We start from the raw sequence: 17,965 nt of genomic DNA, 5'->3' as shown, positions 1-17,965 counted from the left end.
TCAGGTGGTGCAGATGTCATTTTCGACACCCGTCGACACCTTGCGCTTAGTCGTCCAGCTGCAGATGGCTTAAATCCACCGGCTGGTCCTGTTCCATGGCGTCGTACAGGCGGTCGTATACGGTCGCCACGATCGCCAGATAATGCTCCAGCACCTGCTCGCGGGAGCGGTTGCTGATGCGCCCGTCGATGGTGCCGTCAGAAGCCAGCGTCGCCTGCGCGATCAAGCGCTTATCTTCGCCATTTTTGCTTTGTACGTAGTATTCGATGGTGTGGTTGTTAAAGCCTTCCGCCAGCGCGACAAAAACCTGAAAGTGGCCGAACAGCACGAAGCACAGCTCTTTGTCCGGCGCGCAGCTCATCGCATGATGCAGGCGCGCCTTCGACAAGGTGATGCCCTGAACCAACGAGTTGCAGTAGGTATGCCACTGCTCCTGATGCTGGCGGTGACGATCGGCGATGTAGTCCGCCTTTTCACTTATTTCCCAAATAGTCATCTCGGATCTCCCGGTTGCATGAGATGCACTGCACTAGCATTTTCTATGCCAAATTTTATCTTATTGATATTTATTGAAATTAATAAAGGCCGGGGCCTTCAGCGACATGTCGACGACGTCATCAGGCCATCGTCATCGACAGTTTCTCCGACAGTACCGATGCCCTGGCATCGTTATTGCATATATGGCCCATTGCGGCGATGTGGAGGCCACCATGCACGAAATCACGCTTAGCCAGCGGGCGTTGGAAATTATTGAACAGCAGGCGCAGCAGGCCGGCGCGCGTCGGGTCACCGGCGTGTGGCTCAAGGTCGGGGCCTTTTCCTGCGTGGAGGCCAGCGCGCTGACCTTCTGCTTTGAACTGGTGTGCCGCGGCACGCTGGCCGAAGGCTGCGAGCTGCATATCGCCGAACAGCAGGCCGAATGCTGGTGTGAGTCCTGCCAGCAGTACGTGCGCCTGATCTCTCAGCACGTGCGGCGCTGCCCGCAGTGCCAGAGCGACAGGCTGCAGATCGTGGCGGACGATGGCTTACAGATTCAGAGAATAGAAGTGATCCCCGCATAGTGCGCCTGGGATCGCGGCGGCAGGCGCGCGAGCGCCGCCAGCAGAGAAACAACGCGCAGTATGACGGGATAGACCAGGAGTAAAATTATGTGTACCACCTGCGGCTGTGGAGAAGGCAACCTTTATATAGAAGGTGACGAACGTAACCCCCACTCGGCGTTTCGCAGCGCCCCCTTCGCGCCGGCTACGCGCCGGCCGATGACCATTACCGGCGTCAAAACCGACGGCTTTATCCCCAGCCGCTCCGCTGAGGGCGACCTGCACTACGGCCACGGCGAGGCGGGTACCCATGCGCCGGGCATTAGCCAGCGTAAAATGCTGGACGTTGAAATTGACGTGCTGGAGAAGAACAACCGTCTGGCCGCCCGCAACCGCGCCCGCTTTGCGGCCAAAGGCCAGCTGGTGCTGAACCTGGTCTCCAGCCCCGGGTCCGGCAAAACCACCCTGCTGACCGAAACCCTGCTGCGCCTGAAGGCGAAAACCGCCTGCGCGGTGATTGAAGGCGACCAGCAAACGGTCAACGATGCGGCGCGCATCCGCGCCACCGGCACGCCGGCCATTCAGGTCAACACCGGCAAGGGCTGTCACCTCGACGCGCAGATGATCGCCGAGGCCGCCCCACGCCTGGAACTTGCCGATAGCGGCATCCTGTTTATTGAAAACGTCGGCAACCTGGTATGCCCGGCGGGCTTCGATCTCGGCGAGCGGCACAAGGTCGCGGTCCTGTCGGTGACCGAAGGTGAAGACAAGCCCCTGAAGTACCCGCATATGTTCGCCGCCGCCAGCCTGATGCTGCTGAACAAAATCGATCTCCTGCCGTACCTCAATTTTGACGTTGAGCAGTGCCTCGCCTGCGCGCGGGAGGTAAACCCTGATATTGAAATCATCCTGCTTTCCGCCACCAGCGGAGAGGGCATGGAGCAGTGGCTTAACTGGCTGGAGGCGCAGCAATGTGCATAGGCGTCCCGGGACAAATTTGCGCCATTGAAGGCAACCAGGCCAGGGTCGAGATCTGCGGCATCCAGCGCGAGGTCGACTTAACGCTGGTGGGCGCCGTCGATGAGCAGGGCCGGCCGCGGCTCGGCCAGTGGGTGCTGGTGCACGTCGGCTTCGCCATGAGCATCATTAATGAAGCCGAAGCCCGCGATACCCTCGCGGCGCTGCAAAATATGTTTGAGGTCGAGCCGGACGTCGGCGCCCTGCTGTTCGGCGAGGAGCGATAATGCGTTTCGTTGATGAATACCGCGCGCCGGAGCAGGTGCTGCAGCTGGTGGATCGCCTGCGGGAGCGCGCTCGCCTGCTACCGCATACCGCCGCCCGTCCGCTGCGGATTATGGAGGTTTGCGGCGGTCATACCCACGCCATCTTTAAATTCGGCCTCGACCAGCTGCTGCCGGAAAATATTGAATTTATCCACGGCCCCGGGTGCCCGGTCTGCGTCCTGCCGATGGGCCGCATTGACGCCTGCATTGAAATTGCCGGCCGCCCGGGCGTCATTTTCTGCACCTTCGGCGACGCGATGCGCGTACCGGGGAAAAACGGCTCCTTGCTGCAGGCAAAATCGCGCGGAGCCGACGTGCGCATCGTCTATTCGCCGGTCGATGCCCTGAAGCTGGCGCAGCAAAACCCCGACCGCGAGGTGGTGTTCTTCGGGCTGGGCTTTGAAACGACCATGCCCGCCACCGCGCTGACCCTACGCCAGGCGCGCGACCGCGGCGTCGATAACTTCTTCTTTTTCTGCCAGCACATTACCCTGCTCCCGACCCTGCGCAGCCTGCTCGATACTCCGGACAACGGTATCGACGCCTTCCTCGCCCCCGGTCACGTCAGCATGGTCATTGGTACCGAAGCCTATGGGTTTATCGCCAGCGACTACCGCCGGCCTTTAGTGGTTGCTGGATTCGAACCTCTTGATCTACTGCAAGGCGCGGTGATGCTGGTTGAGCAGACAATAGCGCGGTGCAGCCGGGTCGAGAACCAGTATCGTCGCGTGGTACCCGATGCAGGTAATCCGCTGGCGCAGCAGGCGATTGCCGACGTGTTCTGTCTCTCCGGCGACAGCGAATGGCGCGGGCTTGGGGTCATCAGCGATTCCGGCGTAGGGCTGACGCCTGAGTATCAGCGTTTCGACGCCGAAGCCCATTTTCGCCCGGCGCCCCAGCGCGTTTGTGACGACCCGCGAGCCCGCTGCGGCGAGGTGCTGACCGGCCGCTGCAAACCGCATCAGTGCCCGTTATTCGGGCAGGTCTGTAATCCGCAAAGCGCGTTCGGCGCGCTGATGGTCTCATCAGAAGGCGCCTGCGCCGCCTGGTATCAATATCGCAGTCAGGAAAACGAAGCATGAAAAGCATCCAGTTAGCCCACGGTAGCGGCGGTCAGGCGATGCAGCAGCTGATCGCCTCCCTGTTTATGCAGGCCTTCGCCAATCCGTGGCTGGCGGAGCAGGAGGATCAGGCGCGGCTTGACCTGGCGCAGCTTGCCGCCCAGGGGGATCGCCTCGCCTTCTCCACCGACGGCTACGTTATCGATCCGCTGTTTTTTCCCGGCGGCGATATCGGCAAGCTGGCGGTATGCGGCACCGCTAACGACGTGGCGGTAAGCGGCGCTCTGCCGCGCTACCTCTCATGCGGTTTTATCCTCGAAGAGGGGCTGGAGATAGCCACCCTTGAGAAGGTGGTGAACAGCATGGCGCAGACCGCTCAGGCGGCGGATATCGCTATCGTCACCGGTGATACCAAAGTCGTGCCGCGCGGGGCGGCGGATAAGCTGTTTATCAATACCGCCGGGATTGGCGCGATTCCTCCCGAGATCCGCTGGGGAGCACGGCAGATTACGCCCGGCGACGTGCTGCTGGTCAGCGGCACGCTGGGAGATCACGGGGCCACCATTCTGAATTTGCGCGAAGGGCTCGGGCTGGACGGCGCGCTCTCCAGCGACTGTGCGGTATTAACGCCGCTGATTCAGACGCTGCGCGACCTTCCCGGCGTGAAAGCGCTGCGCGATGCCACCCGCGGCGGCGTTAACGCGGTGGCCCATGAATTTGCCGCGGCCAGCGGCTGCGGGATTGAGCTGCACGAACGAGAGCTGCCGGTCAACGATACCGTACGCGGCGTTTGCGAACTGCTTGGGCTCGATGCCCTCAACTTTGCCAATGAAGGCAAGCTGGTTATCGCCGTCGCTCGCGATGCGGCGGAAGCGGCGCTGACCCGGCTGCGGGCGCACCCGCTCGGCCGCCGCGCGGCGATAGTCGGCGAAGTGGTTGAGCGCAGCGGCGTGCGGTCCGTCGGCCTGTACGGCGTGAAACGCACCCTCGATCTTCCTCACGCCGAGCCGCTGCCGCGAATTTGCTAGTCGCCTCTGGCCTCCGGGGTAGCGTTGCGGCGGAAAGCGCCCGACTGGCGCAAAAATGCTTTATTAACATACTATTACATCCTAAATAATTCGAGTTGCAGGAAGGCGGCAAGCGAGGGGATCCCGATGAGCTTACTCAGGTAAGTGATTCAGGTGACTGAACGCAACCCACGCAAATGCAACTTGAAGTATGACGGGTATATTTATGTCATCACTTTCTTATGCGCTGCTTTGTCGGCGCTTTTTGGACGTAAGCAATGTCGTATACACCGTTGGGCGATTTCGGGCAGCAGGGTCTGTTCGACATCACCCGTGTTTTATTACAGCAGCCCGATCTGGCCGCGCTGAGCGAAACGCTGACGCGTCTGGTCCGGCAATCTGCGCTGGCGGATCGCGCCGCTATTATTCTCTGGAACGCCGGCAACCACCGCGCGGCCAGATACGCCTGCGACGAAGCGGGCCTGCCGGTGAGCTACGAAGATGAAACCGTGCTGGCCCACGGGCCGGTGCGGCGCCTGCTCTCGCGCCCCGACGCGCTGCACTGCGACCGCGCCACCTTTGTCGAAGCCTGGCCGCAGCTGGCCGATAGCAGCCTCTACCCGTCGTTCGGCCATTACTGCCTGCTGCCGCTGGCGGCAGAAGGCCGCATCTTCGGCGGCTGCGAGTTTATCCGCAACGATGCCCGTCCGTGGACGGAAAAAGAGTATCAGCGCCTGCACACCTTCACGCAGATCGTCGCCGTGGTCACCGAGCAGATCCAGAGCCGGGTCAGCAATAACGTTGATTACGATCTGCTGTGCCACGAGCGCGATAACTTCCGCATTCTGGTTGCCATCACCAACGCCGTGCTCTCCCGGCTGGATATCGATGAGCTGGTCAGCGAGGTCGCCAAAGAGATCCACCGCTATTTCCGCATCGACGCCATTAGCGTGGTGCTGCGCAGCGGCCGCAAAGGCAAGCTGAATATCTACTCGACCCACTACCTCGACGCCAGCCATCCGGTGCACGACCAAAGCGAGGTCAACGAGGCCGGAACGCTGACCGAGCGGGTGTTTAAAAGCAAAGAGATGCTGCTGCTCAATTTGCACGAACACGACTCCCTGGCGCCGTACGAAAAAATGCTCTTCGAGATGTGGGGTAACCAGATTCAGACCCTGTGCCTGCTGCCGCTGATGTCCGGCAATACCCTGCTTGGGGTCCTGAAGCTGGCGCAGTGCGATGAGAAGGTCTTCACCACCACCAACCTCAAGCTGCTGCGCCAGATTGCCGAGCGCGTATCAATCGCCGTCGATAACGCGCTGGCGTATCGCGAGATCCAGCGCCTGAAAGAGCGGCTGGTTGATGAGAACCTCGCGCTGACCGAGCAGTTGAACAACGTCGAGAGCGAGTTTGGCGAGATAATCGGCCGCAGCGAAGCGATGCACAGCGTGCTCAAGCAGGTCGAAATGGTGGCGCACAGCGACAGCACCGTGCTGATCCTCGGCGAAACCGGCACCGGTAAAGAGCTGATTGCCCGCGCGATCCATAACCTCAGCGGCCGCAACGCCCGGCGAATGGTGAAAATGAACTGCGCGGCGATGCCCGCCGGGCTGCTGGAAAGCGACCTCTTCGGCCACGAGCGCGGGGCCTTTACCGGCGCCAGCGCCCAGCGTATCGGTCGTTTTGAGCTGGCGGACAAAAGCTCGCTGTTTCTCGATGAGGTCGGCGATATGCCGGTTGAGCTCCAGCCGAAGCTGCTGCGCGTGCTGCAGGAGCAGGAGTTTGAGCGCCTCGGCAGCAATAAGCTGATCCGCACCGACGTGCGGCTGATCGCCGCGACCAACCGCGATCTCAAGCAGATGGTCGCCGATCGCGAGTTCCGCAGCGATCTCTACTACCGGCTCAACGTTTTCCCGATCCATATCCCGCCGCTGCGCGAACGTCCGGATGATATTCCGCTGCTGGTCAAAGCCTTCACCTTTAAAATTGCCCGCCGTCTTGGGCGCAATATCGACAGCATTCCGGCTGAAACCCTGCGCACCCTAAGCCGCATGGAGTGGCCGGGCAACGTCCGCGAGCTGGAAAACGTCATTGAGCGCGCGGTGCTGCTGACCCGCGGCAGCGTGCTGCAGCTATCCATGCCCGAGCTGAACTGCGATCCAGAACCGATGGCGGCAGAAATTCTGCCGCAGGAGGGCGAAGACGAGTATCAGCTTATCGTCCGCGTGCTGAAAGAGAGCAACGGCGTGGTTGCCGGCCCCAAAGGCGCCGCCCAGCGTCTTGGCCTAAAGCGCACGACCCTGCTGTCGCGGATGAAAAGATTGGGCATTACCAAAGATGAGCTAGTATAGGTCCGACACGCACTCAACCAGGTACAAGGAGATTCTATGGCGGTATCAGCACGTAATCAGCTCACCGGCACGGTCAGCGCGGTAGCCACGGGCGCAGTTAACGATGAGGTTGAATTAACCCTCGCGGGCGGCGCAAAGCTGGTGGCAATTGTCACCCACAGCAGCAAGGAAGCGCTGGGCCTGGTCGCAGGAAAAGAGGCCATTGCGCTAATTAAAGCGCCGTGGGTCACCCTCGCGACCGAAGACTGCGGCCTGAAGTTCTCCGCACGCAACCAGTTTGCCGGCAGCGTGACCCGCGTAACGGAAGGCGCGGTCAACGACACCGTACATATTAAAACCGATGCGGGTTTTGAGATTGTCGCTGTCGTCACCAACGAAAGCCAGCAGGAAATGAAGCTCGCGCAGGGCAGCCGCGTGATTGCGCTGATCAAAGCATCGGCGATCCTCCTCGCAACCCGCGCCTGAGTCAGACTCAAAGCGCCGCTTCACTCTACGTTGCGTGAAGCGGCGTTATTCATTAAGAACGCCCGCTAATCGGCGGCGCTGCACCGATCTATCCTTCCCACGCTCATTATTACCCTATCACCTAAATAATAATCATTTTCATTTAGCAATAGCTTGTGCTATATAACATAGCACAGGCTATAAATGATGATTAATTAATCGCAACGTTGTGAGGGAACCTATGCTGCACCTGCCACCGCTGAAACACCTGATGTTTGCCGCTACTCTGGCGATCCTCGCCGTCGCCCCCGCGCAGGCGAAAGATAAATTTAAGGTCATCACCACCTTTACGGTGATCGCCGATATGGCGCAGAACGTGGCCGGCGATGCCGCCGAGGTGAGTTCAATTACCAAACCGGGGGCCGAGATCCATGAGTATCAGCCCACGCCCGGTGATATCAAGCGCGCCCAGGGAGCGCAGCTCATTCTCGCCAACGGTCTGAATCTCGAACTGTGGTTCGCCCGCTTCTACCAGCATTTAAACGGCGTGCCGGAAGTGGTGGTCAGCAACGGTATTCAGCCGATGGGCATCAGCGACGGCCCCTATAACGGCAAGCCCAACCCGCATGCGTGGATGTCGGCGGACAACGCCTTAATCTACGTCGATAACATCCGCGACGCGCTGGTGAAATACGATCCGGACAACGCCGACGTCTATCGCCGCAACGCTGAGGCCTACAAGGAAAAAATCCGCCAGACCATGGCGCCGCTGAAAGCGCAGCTGGCGAAACTGCCGGAGGATAAGCGCTGGCTGGTCACCAGCGAAGGCGCATTCTCCTACCTCGCCCGCGATAACGGCCTGCAGGAGCGCTATTTATGGCCGATTAACGCCGACCAGCAGGGCACGCCGCAGCAGGTGCGTAAAACCATCGACACCATGAAAAAAGAGCATATCCCGACCATCTTCAGCGAAAGCACCATCTCCGATAAGCCGGCGCGCCAGGTCGCGCGCGAAGCCGGCGCCCACTACGGCGGCGTGCTCTACGTTGACTCCCTGAGCACCGCCGACGGCCCGGTACCGACCTATCTCGATCTGCTGCGGGTGACCACGCAAACCATCGTCCAGGGCATCAATGATGGCCTGAGGAAACAGCCATGAGCGCAGGGACGGTGGGGCTGGTCATCGATCGGGTCAGCGTAACCTACCGCAACGGCCATACCGCGCTGCGGGATGCCTCCTTCAGCATCCCGCAGGGTTCGATTGCCGCGCTGGTTGGCGTCAACGGCTCGGGGAAATCGACCCTGTTTAAAGCGCTGATGGGCTTCGTGCGCCTGGCGCGCGGCGAGATTGCGATTCTCGGCCGGCCGGTCAACCAGGCGCTGCGGCAAAATCTGGTGGCCTACGTCCCACAGTCCGAAGAGGTCGACTGGTCGTTCCCGGTGCTGGTGGAGGACGTAGTGATGATGGGACGCTACGGCCATATGGGCTGGCTGCGGCGGGCAAAGGCTCGCGACCACGAGATCGTTGACGCGGCGCTGGCGCGCGTAGGGATGAGCGAATACCGCCAGCGGCAGATCGGCGAACTCTCCGGCGGGCAGAAGAAGCGCGTATTCCTTGCCAGAGCCATCGCCCAGCAGGGCAAGGTGATCCTGCTGGATGAACCCTTTACCGGCGTCGACGTGCAGACCGAAGCGCGGATCATCGCCCTGCTGCGGGAGCTGCGCGATGAAGGCTGCACCATGCTGGTCTCAACCCACAATCTCGGTTCGGTCAGCGAGTTTTGCGACTACACCGTGATGGTCAAAGGCACCGTTCTCGCGAGCGGCCCGACCGAGACCACCTTTACCGCCGAGAATCTGGAGCTTGCCTTTAGCGGCGTGCTGCGCCACGTGGTGCTGAAAGGCGGCGAGGATCGCATCATTACCGACGATGAACGGCCGTTTATCAGCCGCCGGGCGACGGGAGGCGAAGGATGAACTGGCTGATCGAGCCGTTTGGCTATCAGTATATGCTGAACGCGATGTGGGTCTCCGCGCTGGTCGGCGGCGTGTGCGCATTTCTCTCGTGCTACCTGATGCTTAAAGGCTGGTCGCTGATTGGCGATGCCCTTTCCCACTCGATCGTCCCCGGCGTGGCGGGAGCCTATATGCTCGGCCTGCCCTTTGCGCTGGGCGCCTTTCTCTCCGGCGGGCTGGCGGCGGGCAGCATGCTGTTTCTCAACCAGCGCTCAAAGCTCAAGGAGGATGCCATTATCGGGCTGATTTTCTCCTCCTTCTTCGGTATCGGGCTGTTTATGGTGTCGCTCAACCCGACCTCGGTAAATATTCAGACCATTATCCTTGGCAATATTCTGGCGATTGCCCCGGAGGATATTATCCAGCTGGCGGCGATTGGCTTTATTTCGATAATCATCCTGCTGCTGAAATGGAAAGATCTGATGGTGACCTTTTTCGATGAAAGCCACGCTCGCTCCATCGGCCTGAACACCACCGGACTCAAGCTGCTGTTCTTCACCCTGCTGGCGGCCTGTACCGTTGCGGCGCTGCAAACCGTGGGCGCGTTTCTGGTGATTTGCCTGGTGGTCACCCCCGGCGCCACCGCCTGGCTGCTCACCGACCGCTTTCCGCGCCTGCTGGCGATTGCCGTCGCCATCGGCAGCCTGACCAGCTTCTTCGGCGCCTGGCTGAGCTACTATCTGGACGGCGCCACCGGCGGCATTATCGTGGTGGCCCAAACGCTGCTGTTTCTGGCGGCATTTATCTTCGCGCCAAAGCACGGCCTGCTTGCCAGCCGCCGTCGCGCCAGGGAGGCCTCATGCTGACCGCTCTGCTCGAACCCTTCCAGTTCTCTTTTATGATTAACGCCATGCTGGTGGCGGCTATCGTTGCCGTCCCCTGCGCCCTGCTGTCGGTGTTTTTGGTGCTTAAAGGCTGGGCGCTGATGGGCGATGCCATGAGCCACGCGGTGTTTCCGGGGGTGGTGGTGGCGTACATCGTCGGCATTCCATTCGCCATCGGCGCCTTTATTGCCGGGCTGTTCTGCGCCATTGCCACCGGCTATCTTGATGACAATAGCCGCATCAAGCGCGACACGATCATGGGGATCGTCTTTTCCGGCATGTTTGGTGCAGGACTGGTGCTATACGTCGCCATTCAGTCCGAGATTCATCTCGACCATATTCTGTTCGGCGATATGCTGGGCATCTCCGCGAGCGATATCGCGCAAACGTCTCTGATCGCCTTGGCTATTGCGCTGATTATTGGGCTGAAGTGGCGCGATTTTCTGCTGCACGCCTTCGACCCGCATCAGGCCAAGGCCAGCGGTTTACGCTGCGGGCTGCTGCACTACGGGCTGCTGTGTATGATTGCGCTGACGATCGTCGCGACGCTGAAAGCGGTGGGGATTATTCTGTCGATTTCGCTGCTGATAGCGCCGGGCGCTATCGCGCTGCTGCTGACGCGGCGCTTTATCAGCGCGCTGCTGCTGGCGGTGGCGCTCGCCGTGAGCTGTTCGCTGGGCGGCGTTTGGCTGTCGTTTTATCTCGATAGCGCCCCGGCACCCACCATCGTGGTGCTGTTCACCGCGCTGTTCATCATTACGTTCGTTTATACTTCGATGCGCGATAGCCGGACGCAGGCCGACTCCGCAGAGGTCGAGGGCCGCGGATAGCGCCAGGGCCCGGAAAAGCGCCGGCTATTTTTTTGGCCGGTATTTTTCCGGCAGCTCGGGTACCGGGCGCCGGTCATCAATCAGATGACGAATGGTTAATATCGGGTGGCGCCAGAGCATTCGCGGCCCCGCCCAGCGCATGATCTGCTTCATCTCTTCGCGTTTTGCCGGCTGATAGCAGTGCACCGGGCACTGCTTGCAGGCCGGCTTTTCTTCACCAAACACGCATTTATCCAGCCGCTTGTCGGCATAGGCATTGAGCGCCTGATAGTGCTCCGCGTCGCCTGTAGCCTCCGGGCAGCGGCGCCGATAGAGCGAAATCATCCTGCTGATGGTCTCTTTTTCGCGATCGATACGTTTACCCGCCATAGCCTGCCCCCGGCAACAAAGATGCACCTATAATACACCTTAAGGCGGCGCGGTGCAGCCGGTTACTCCCTGAGGATTAGGCCGGCTTATCCACGTGCCCCAGCGGTTTTTCCGGGAAGCAGACGTCGCGTACCCGACGCTTAAGCTCCGCCGCATCGGGGAAACCGTCGTCCTGTTTGCGATCCCAGATTTGCACATCGTCTACGGTGATGGTGAATATTCCCCCGGTTCCCGGAACCAGCGTGACCGAGCCGATGTCGGTGCTGAAGGTGTGCAGCAGCTCCTGCGCCATCCAGCTGGCACGCAGCATCCAGTTGCACTGGGAGCAGTAGGTGATGGTAATGGCGCGCTTAGTCATTGTTATCCTCAATAGTTTCCACCCGAATGATCAGGTTCGTTAATCGTTAAGCCGAATTGTAAGCAACTTTATGAATAAAATGTGGAGATATAATGAATTAGTTGCAAATGGTAATACTTATCATTAGTATTCGCAAAATTACAGGGAATGAATTCGCCAGCGCAGGGAAATAACGGGGTGAATCGACAAATCTGGAAGTAACGCGTGAGCCGATACTAATAATTATCAAGGCGTGGCTACTATGTACAAATCCACTCAATCAACAGCATGGTTTAAAAAAAGCCTGCTGGTGACTTCTTTGCTCGCAGCAATTTATCAGACCTCCGCCGGGGCGGCTGACAGCACCAATAAAAATCTCACCAGCGATGCATCATCCGATGATAGTTCGGAGCTGATGACCGTGACCGCACCCGCGCCCGAGCTGAAAGCAGGCAGCGAACACACCATTAGCGCTCAGGATCTGCAGGATAAAGGCGCGAAAGATTTTGGCTCCATCATGCGCTATGAGCCGCTGATTGGCGCCACCGGCGCCAGCGGCGGTTCGGGCAACGGTAAAAGCGGCTTCGACCGCGGCGGCTACACCGGCTACAACATTCGCGGCATGGAGAGCAACCGCGTCGGGATCGACGTCGACGGCATCGCCCAGCCAAACGCCACCGGACGCAGTTACGTCAGCCGAGCGGGCCTCAACACCTTCGGCATCGGCCGCGACTACATTGACCCGTACATGTACGGCAGCATCAATATTCAGTCCGGCGCCACCTCCAGCGAAACGGCCAACAGCTCCATCGGCGGTAACGTCTCTTTCCGTCCGAAATCTGCCGATGACTACCTGCGTCCTGGCAAAACCAGCGCCTTCGGCTACCAGAGCGGCTACGACTCCGCCGACCGCAGCTGGCACAACGGCGTCACCATCGCCGGCGGCGACGAGACCCTGCGCGGGATCTTCGTCTACAGCCGTCGCGACGGCCAGGAAACGGAAAATAACAGCGGAACCGTCGATTCATATCCGGCTAACTGGCACTCCGACGCCTTCATGACCTCCGGGATCTGGCAGCCAAATGAAGAGCATAAGCTGACCGGCACCTTTGATTACTACCATAAAACCAACCATACGCACTACGACGCCTGGGACTCCAGCGGCGGCAGCGTTATCGGTACCGCCAACCAGACCAGCCAGACGCGCCGCTGGGGGCTGAGCCTGAAAGACGACTGGACGCCGATGAACGACTATATCGATAGCGTGTCGACTAAGGTCTACTACCAGCATACCGAGGCCCACGACTGGACCTGGATGCCGGATAGCACCGCCCTCTCCATGGAGACCGTGAACTCGAACTTTGACACCGACACCTGGGGGTTCCAGACCGCGCTGGCCAAATCCGTGGGCCGTCATGACCTGAGCGGTGGCCTCAACGCCAGCACCACCAAAACCCAGCGTCCGTTCAGCCAGTCGCCGGTACCGAGCGTCTACAGCGCGATCATGCAGCCGGAAGCGGATAGCCGCGGCTACGTCATCGCCGGCTTCGTGCAGGATAAGATTAACTTCGATCTCGACAGCCATAACTTCGCCGTGATCCCGGGCATTCGCGTAGTGCACCAATCGACCAAACCTGAGAACCTCTCGGATCTGACCACCAACAGCAGCGTGCTGACCGGCTCCGCCGTCTCGACGCTGTACGGTAAGAACTCCGATACCCAGGCGCTGCCGTCGCTGACCCTGCAGTACGATATGACTCCGCGCCTGATGACCTACCTGCAGTACCAGCGCGGCGCGCAGTTCCCGAACGCCAGCCAGCTGTACGGCTCATGGAACCTCGGCTCCAGCTATGCCGGACGGGCGCAGTACGCGCTGATCGGCAATACCGATCTGAAAACCGAAACCAGCGATAACTTCGAGTGGGGGATGAAGGGCGAGGTGACGGAAGGCATCACCATGCGTACCGCGCTGTTCTACAACAGCTATAAAAACTTTATCGCCTATAGCCGCTACACGCGCTCCGGCAACCCGGACCAATTCACCAACGTACCGTCGAATATCTATACCATTTATCAGGCGGAAAACCGCGATAAGGCCTATATCTACGGCGGCGAAATCAGCGCCAAATTTAACTTTGGCACCTGGTTTGAAGAGGTTAACGGCCTGAGCGCCACCCTTGCCTACGGCTATAGCGAAGGGAAATCGAAGTCCAGCTATAACGGCGACAAGTACGTCGACCTCGATAGCGTCGCGCCAATGAAGGCTATCGTCGGCGTGGCCTGGGACGACCCGGCAAAAGTGTACGGTACCGCGCTGACCGCGACCTTTGTTAAGGGTAAACGCGCCAGCACCACCAACCGCGAAAGCTATACCAACACCGGCTCGGCGATCACCGATTCCACCAGCGAATATATGCGCGTGCCTGGCTACGGCATGCTCGACTGGACCGCTTACTGGCAGGTGGCGAAGAACGTGCGCCTGAACGGCGGGGTTTACAACATTACCGATCGTAAATACTGGGATTACCTGAGTAGCCGTAATATCGAGACATCGACCAACCAGGATGCCAATGACAAAGCGCTGGCGACGATGCCTGGCCGTACCTGGCAGCTGGGCGTGAACGTCGATTTTTGATAGATCCAATAATAAGAAACCTGCCCCCGGCCATCGTGCCGGGGATACTCATCGTAGAGAAGGATGTGAATTATGCGAGACGCTCAACATCAACCTGCCCCGCTGTGGCAGCGCTATCTGACCACTAAAGCGCAATCCTCCGCCAAATACGCCCGCGATATCGCCGCCGAAATGGGGATTAGCGAAGCCGAACTGACCGAAGCCCGCCTCGGCTACGATGCCGTGCGCCTGCAGGACGACGCGCGCGCTATCCTGGCCGCGCTGGAAGCCGTCGGCGAAACGAAGTGTATCTGCCGCAACGAATACGCGGTCCACGAGCAGGTCGGCGAATTTACCCACCAGCACCTCAACGGCCACGCCGGGCTGGTGCTCAACCCGCGGGCTCTCGACCTGCGCCTGTTTCTCAGCCAGTGGGCCAGCGCGTTCCACCTGACCGACAACGATCGCCAGAGCATTCAGTTCTTCGATCATCACGGCGACGCGCTGCTGAAGGTCTACGCCACCGAACAAACCGATATGGCCGCCTGGGACGCGCTGATTGCTGAGCACACCCAGAACGCGCCGACGCCGCTGGCGATCCGTCCGGTCGAGGCAGCAAAATATGCAGATACCGTCGACGGCGCCGCGCTGGAGAGCGAGTGGCGCGCGATGACCGACGTGCACCAGTTCTTCGTCCTGCTGAGAAAGCATAACCTGTCGCGCCAGCAGGCTTTCCGGGCGGTGAGCGACGACCTCGCCTGCCGCATTGAAAACGATGCCCTGCCGCGCCTGCTGGGCACCGTCCGCGAAGAGGGCAACGAAATTATGATTTTCGTCGGCAACCGCGGCTGCGTGCAAATTTTTACCGGCGCGATCGAAAAGCTGCTGCCGATGCGCGGCTGGCTCAATATTTTCAACAGCACCTTTACGCTGCACCTGCGCGAAGACAGCGTTGACGAGGTTTGGGTGACCCGCAAGCCGACCGCTGACGGTCACGTTACCAGCGTCGAGCTGTTCGCCAAAGACGGCACGCAGATCGCCCAGCTCTTCGGCCAGCGCAGCGAAGGCCACCCGGAGCAGGAGCAGTGGCGCAGCCAGGTTGACCGTCTGACGACGGAAGGACAGACCGCATGAAACGCTGGCTCGTACTGCTGACGGTCTTGCCGCTGTTTGCCAGCGCCGCCGCCGAACGCATCATCTCTCTCGGCGGCGACGTCACCGAAGTGGTTTACGCTCTCAATGCCCAGCAGCAGCTGGTCGCCAAGGACAGCACCAGCACCTGGCCCGCCGAGGCGCAGTCGCTGCCGGACGTGGGCTATCTGCGCCAGCTCAACGCCGAAGGGATCCTCTCGCTGCGTCCGACCCTCGTGCTGGCCAGCGCCCAGGCCCAGCCTTCGCTGGTGCTAAAAAAGGTGCAGGAAAGCAGCGTGAAGGTTATTGACGTACCGGGGGGCTACAGCCTGGCGTCAATTGATAAAAAGGTCGCCACGATTGCCGATGCCTTAGGCAAACAGGAACAGGGCGATGCGCTGCTGCAGAAGCTGCACCAGCAGATCGCGCAGATCCCCACCCAGCCCCTTAACAAGCGGGTGCTGTTTATTCTCAGCCACGGCGGGATGAACACGCTGGTTGCCGGGAAGCAGACGGCGGCCGATGGCGCGATCCGCGCCGCCGGCCTGCAGAACGCGATGCAGGGCTTCGACCACTACCGCAGCATGTCCCAGGAGGGCGTGGTCGCCAGCCTGCCGGACCTGGTGGTCATCTCCGCCGACGGGCTTAAGGGCATGGGGGGCGAAGCGGGACTGTGGAAACTCCCCGGCCTGGCGCAAACCCCGGCGGGCCGCCATAAGCAGGTGCTGGTGATTGACGATATGGCGCTGCTCGGGTTTGGCCCACGCACGCCGCAGGCGGTCATCACGCTGCGGCAAAAAGCGGAGCAGCTGCCCTGATGCGTGCCGCTCCCGCCCGTACTCTGTGGCTAATGCTGTTGCTGCTGGCTGGGCTGACGCTGTTCGCCACCACCCTCGGGGCGATGCGTCTGCCGCTCGCCAGCCTGTGGCCGTCAGGAGATGAGGTGCTGCGCCATATCTGGCTGACGATCCGTCTGCCCCGCGTGCTGCTGGCGCTGCTGGTCGGCGCCGCGCTGGCGCTCTCCGGCTGCGTGATGCAGGGGCTGTTTCGCAACCCGCTCGCCGACCCGGGCCTGCTGGGGATCAGCAGCGGCGCGGCGCTGGCGGTGGCCTGCTGGCTGGTGCTGCCGCTGTCGGTGCCGGTACTGGTGGCGCTGTATGCGCCGATGCTGGCGGCCTTTATCGGCAGCATGGCGGTGATGGTGGTGATTTTTATCCTCAGCCGGGCCGGCGACGGCTCGCTGTCGCGCCTGCTGCTGGTGGGGATTGCCATCAACGCGCTGTGCAGCGCGCTGGTGGGCGCGCTGGCGTGGATAAGCAACGATACCCAACTGCGCCAGCTCTCCCTGTGGGGGATGGGCAGCCTCGGCCAGGCGGAGTGGTCTACGCTGCTGGTGGCGGCCACGCTGATGGTCCCGGCGTCAGCGGCGGTATGGCTGATGGCATCGCGCCTCAATCTGCTGCAGCTTGGCGATGAGGAAGCGCACTATCTCGGGGTCAACGTCCGGGCGCTGCAGCGGCTTCTGCTGCTGTGCAGCGCGCTGCTGGTGGCGGCATCGGTCGCCATCAGCGGAGTGATCGGCTTTATTGGCCTGGTGGTTCCGCATCTGATGCGGATGTGGCTGGGGCCGGACCATCGCGGCCTGGTCCCCGGCTCGCTGCTCGCCGGCGCGATTTTACTGCTCCTCGCCGATACCCTCGCCCGCACCGTCGCCGCGCCCGCCGAAATGCCGGTCGGCCTGCTGACCAGCATGCTCGGCGCCCCGTGGTTTTTATGGCTTATTTTCCGCCAGCAAAGGACGATCAATGGATAACAGCTATATCGCCCGCTCGCTGTCGCTGCGCGTCGGCCAACGCCTGCTGATTGACGACATTTCTCTCCAGCTGAGCGCGGCCGGAATGACGGCGCTGATTGGCCCGAACGGCGCGGGCAAATCGACTCTGCTCCGCCTGCTGACCGGCTTTTTAACCCCGGACAGCGGCGAACGGCGCGTAGAGGGCCGACCGCTGGAAAGCTGGACGCCGGAGGCGCTCTCCCGCCGTCGGGCGGTGATGCTGCAGCGTACCCAGCTTCACGCCGACTGGCCCGTTGAGACGGTGATCGCTATGGGACGCTCCCCGTGGGGCAAAACCCCGGACCTCCAGGCGGTCCGCAGGGTGATGGCGGAGACCGGCTGCGACCATCTGGCCGGCAGGCGCTACCCTTCGCTCTCCGGCGGCGAGCAGCAGCGGGTGCAGCTGGCCCGCTGTCTCGCCCAGCTGTGGCACGACGACGCTCCGCAGGGCTGGCTGTTTCTTGATGAGCCGACCTCGGCGCTGGATCTTTACTATCAGCAGCACCTGCTGCGCCTGCTGAAACGGCTGACCCGCAGCGGCCTGCTGCACGTCTGCATCGTGCTGCACGATCTTAACCTCGCCGCGCTGTGGGCCGACCATATCCTGCTGATGCATCAGGGAAAGCTGGTGGCGGAAGGCACGCCGCATGAGGTGATACAGCAGCCGATCATCAGCCGCTGGTACGGCGCCGACGTGCGCACCGGCCAGCACCCCGATCACCCGATCCCCCAGGTCTATCTGGCGCCATAATTCCGCCGTGGGTAGCGCGCTCGTCCGCGCTACCCGCTTTAGCAACTGGAACGCGGATCGCTACATCTTGTTT

19 protein-coding genes are annotated in these 17,965 nt (G+C 61.0%); 16 read left to right on the top strand and 3 right to left on the bottom strand.

What is annotated here, in order from left to right; all coding sequences use genetic code 11:
- Positions 1-46 precede the first annotated feature (46 nt).
- Positions 47-496 carry a formate hydrogenlyase regulator HycA gene (gene hycA / locus MMW58_RS05890; RefSeq protein ID WP_095098478.1) on the bottom strand — a complete coding sequence of 150 codons (450 nt, stop codon included), beginning with the start codon at positions 494-496 and terminating at the stop codon, positions 47-49.
- Positions 497-710: 214 nt separating this feature from the next.
- Here hycA and hypA point away from each other — a divergent pair, with 214 nt between their 5' ends.
- From hypA to sitD, 11 genes are all read left to right on the top strand, one after another.
- Positions 711-1,061: a hydrogenase maturation nickel metallochaperone HypA gene (gene hypA / locus MMW58_RS05885; protein WP_241722901.1), complete on the top strand. Its 351-nt coding sequence runs from the start codon at positions 711-713 to the stop codon at positions 1,059-1,061.
- 87 nt (positions 1,062-1,148) lie between these two features.
- Positions 1,149-2,021 (top strand): hydrogenase nickel incorporation protein HypB, encoded by an 873-nt coding sequence (gene hypB, locus MMW58_RS05880; RefSeq protein WP_241722900.1) that lies wholly within the window; start codon positions 1,149-1,151, stop codon positions 2,019-2,021.
- On the top strand, positions 2,012-2,284 hold the full coding sequence (locus tag MMW58_RS05875; RefSeq protein ID WP_095098487.1) for a HypC/HybG/HupF family hydrogenase formation chaperone: 273 nt from the start codon (positions 2,012-2,014) through the stop codon (positions 2,282-2,284). Before hypB ends, MMW58_RS05875 begins: the two co-directional genes overlap by 10 nt.
- The gene (gene hypD, locus MMW58_RS05870) at positions 2,284-3,405 is read left to right on the top strand and encodes a hydrogenase formation protein HypD (RefSeq protein WP_241722899.1); all 1,122 of its coding nucleotides are present in this window, start codon (positions 2,284-2,286) and stop codon (positions 3,403-3,405) included. The genes MMW58_RS05875 and hypD overlap by 1 nt, the downstream gene beginning before the upstream one ends.
- Entirely contained in the window at positions 3,402-4,412 is a 1,011-nt protein-coding gene (hypE, locus tag MMW58_RS05865) for a hydrogenase expression/formation protein HypE (RefSeq protein WP_159236145.1), read from the top strand. Before hypD ends, hypE begins: the two co-directional genes overlap by 4 nt.
- A 257-nt stretch (positions 4,413-4,669) precedes the next feature.
- Entirely contained in the window at positions 4,670-6,742 is a 2,073-nt protein-coding gene (gene flhA, locus MMW58_RS05860) for a formate hydrogenlyase transcriptional activator FlhA (RefSeq protein ID WP_241722898.1), read from the top strand.
- Between the two features lie 36 nt (positions 6,743-6,778).
- Positions 6,779-7,207 carry a TOBE domain-containing protein gene (locus MMW58_RS05855; protein WP_095098499.1) on the top strand — a complete coding sequence of 143 codons (429 nt, stop codon included), beginning with the start codon at positions 6,779-6,781 and terminating at the stop codon, positions 7,205-7,207.
- Positions 7,208-7,427: 220 nt separating this feature from the next.
- A complete protein-coding gene (locus tag MMW58_RS05850; protein WP_095098502.1) occupies positions 7,428-8,345 on the top strand; it encodes a metal ABC transporter substrate-binding protein in 918 nt (305 codons plus the stop codon).
- Positions 8,342-9,163, top strand: coding sequence for a manganese/iron ABC transporter ATP-binding protein (locus MMW58_RS05845; RefSeq protein ID WP_241722897.1), 822 nt, complete (start codon positions 8,342-8,344; stop codon positions 9,161-9,163). The genes MMW58_RS05850 and MMW58_RS05845 overlap by 4 nt, the downstream gene beginning before the upstream one ends.
- The gene (sitC, locus tag MMW58_RS05840) at positions 9,160-10,008 is read left to right on the top strand and encodes an iron/manganese ABC transporter permease subunit SitC (protein ID WP_133600370.1); all 849 of its coding nucleotides are present in this window, start codon (positions 9,160-9,162) and stop codon (positions 10,006-10,008) included. Before MMW58_RS05845 ends, sitC begins: the two co-directional genes overlap by 4 nt.
- Positions 10,002-10,856, top strand: a complete 855-nt coding sequence (gene sitD, locus MMW58_RS05835) for an iron/manganese ABC transporter permease subunit SitD (protein WP_133600371.1) — start codon at positions 10,002-10,004, stop codon at positions 10,854-10,856. The genes sitC and sitD overlap by 7 nt, the downstream gene beginning before the upstream one ends.
- Positions 10,857-10,880: 24 nt before the next feature.
- Here the strand turns inward: sitD and MMW58_RS05830 are convergent, their stop codons facing one another.
- A complete protein-coding gene (locus tag MMW58_RS05830) occupies positions 10,881-11,225 on the bottom strand; it encodes a nitrous oxide-stimulated promoter family protein (protein ID WP_095098513.1) in 345 nt (114 codons plus the stop codon).
- Positions 11,226-11,301: 76 nt separating this feature from the next.
- The gene (locus MMW58_RS05825) at positions 11,302-11,583 is read right to left on the bottom strand and encodes an Rdx family protein (protein ID WP_133600372.1); all 282 of its coding nucleotides are present in this window, start codon (positions 11,581-11,583) and stop codon (positions 11,302-11,304) included.
- A 241-nt stretch (positions 11,584-11,824) separates the two neighbouring features.
- Between MMW58_RS05825 and MMW58_RS05820 the strand changes: the two genes are divergently transcribed.
- The 5 genes from MMW58_RS05820 (at position 11,825) to MMW58_RS05800 (ending at position 17,892) form a co-directional block, all read left to right on the top strand.
- Complete coding sequence (locus MMW58_RS05820; RefSeq protein WP_241722896.1) at positions 11,825-14,197, top strand: TonB-dependent receptor domain-containing protein; 2,373 nt, start codon at positions 11,825-11,827, stop codon at positions 14,195-14,197.
- 72 nt (positions 14,198-14,269) lie between these two features.
- The gene (locus tag MMW58_RS05815) at positions 14,270-15,310 is read left to right on the top strand and encodes a hemin-degrading factor (protein WP_241722895.1); all 1,041 of its coding nucleotides are present in this window, start codon (positions 14,270-14,272) and stop codon (positions 15,308-15,310) included.
- Entirely contained in the window at positions 15,307-16,125 is an 819-nt protein-coding gene (locus tag MMW58_RS05810) for a heme/hemin ABC transporter substrate-binding protein (protein WP_241722894.1), read from the top strand. The genes MMW58_RS05815 and MMW58_RS05810 overlap by 4 nt, the downstream gene beginning before the upstream one ends.
- Positions 16,125-17,120, top strand: coding sequence for a FecCD family ABC transporter permease (locus MMW58_RS05805; RefSeq protein WP_133600376.1), 996 nt, complete (start codon positions 16,125-16,127; stop codon positions 17,118-17,120). Before MMW58_RS05810 ends, MMW58_RS05805 begins: the two co-directional genes overlap by 1 nt.
- Positions 17,113-17,892: a heme ABC transporter ATP-binding protein gene (locus tag MMW58_RS05800; protein WP_241722893.1), complete on the top strand. Its 780-nt coding sequence runs from the start codon at positions 17,113-17,115 to the stop codon at positions 17,890-17,892. Before MMW58_RS05805 ends, MMW58_RS05800 begins: the two co-directional genes overlap by 8 nt.
- Positions 17,893-17,965: the final 73 nt, after the last annotated feature.

The sequence above is a fragment of the Klebsiella sp. HC6 genome (assembly GCF_022605325.1).
GTDB classification, from domain to species: domain Bacteria; phylum Pseudomonadota; class Gammaproteobacteria; order Enterobacterales; family Enterobacteriaceae; genus Klebsiella; species Klebsiella terrigena.
This window is presented reverse-complemented; position numbering and strand designations above follow the sequence as displayed.

Coding starts and splice junctions, on each gene's coding strand:
- hycA (WP_095098478.1), bottom strand. CDS start 496: ATGACTATTTGGGAAATAAGTGAAAAGGCGGACTACATCGCCGATCGT.
- hypA (WP_241722901.1), top strand. CDS start 711: ATGCACGAAATCACGCTTAGCCAGCGGGCGTTGGAAATTATTGAACAG.
- hypB (WP_241722900.1), top strand. CDS start 1,149: ATGTGTACCACCTGCGGCTGTGGAGAAGGCAACCTTTATATAGAAGGT.
- MMW58_RS05875 (WP_095098487.1), top strand. CDS start 2,012: ATGTGCATAGGCGTCCCGGGACAAATTTGCGCCATTGAAGGCAACCAG.
- hypD (WP_241722899.1), top strand. CDS start 2,284: ATGCGTTTCGTTGATGAATACCGCGCGCCGGAGCAGGTGCTGCAGCTG.
- hypE (WP_159236145.1), top strand. CDS start 3,402: ATGAAAAGCATCCAGTTAGCCCACGGTAGCGGCGGTCAGGCGATGCAG.
- flhA (WP_241722898.1), top strand. CDS start 4,670: ATGTCGTATACACCGTTGGGCGATTTCGGGCAGCAGGGTCTGTTCGAC.
- MMW58_RS05855 (WP_095098499.1), top strand. CDS start 6,779: ATGGCGGTATCAGCACGTAATCAGCTCACCGGCACGGTCAGCGCGGTA.
- MMW58_RS05850 (WP_095098502.1), top strand. CDS start 7,428: ATGCTGCACCTGCCACCGCTGAAACACCTGATGTTTGCCGCTACTCTG.
- MMW58_RS05845 (WP_241722897.1), top strand. CDS start 8,342: ATGAGCGCAGGGACGGTGGGGCTGGTCATCGATCGGGTCAGCGTAACC.
- sitC (WP_133600370.1), top strand. CDS start 9,160: ATGAACTGGCTGATCGAGCCGTTTGGCTATCAGTATATGCTGAACGCG.
- sitD (WP_133600371.1), top strand. CDS start 10,002: ATGCTGACCGCTCTGCTCGAACCCTTCCAGTTCTCTTTTATGATTAAC.
- MMW58_RS05830 (WP_095098513.1), bottom strand. CDS start 11,225: ATGGCGGGTAAACGTATCGATCGCGAAAAAGAGACCATCAGCAGGATG.
- MMW58_RS05825 (WP_133600372.1), bottom strand. CDS start 11,583: ATGACTAAGCGCGCCATTACCATCACCTACTGCTCCCAGTGCAACTGG.
- MMW58_RS05820 (WP_241722896.1), top strand. CDS start 11,825: ATGTACAAATCCACTCAATCAACAGCATGGTTTAAAAAAAGCCTGCTG.
- MMW58_RS05815 (WP_241722895.1), top strand. CDS start 14,270: ATGCGAGACGCTCAACATCAACCTGCCCCGCTGTGGCAGCGCTATCTG.
- MMW58_RS05810 (WP_241722894.1), top strand. CDS start 15,307: ATGAAACGCTGGCTCGTACTGCTGACGGTCTTGCCGCTGTTTGCCAGC.
- MMW58_RS05805 (WP_133600376.1), top strand. CDS start 16,125: ATGCGTGCCGCTCCCGCCCGTACTCTGTGGCTAATGCTGTTGCTGCTG.
- MMW58_RS05800 (WP_241722893.1), top strand. CDS start 17,113: ATGGATAACAGCTATATCGCCCGCTCGCTGTCGCTGCGCGTCGGCCAA.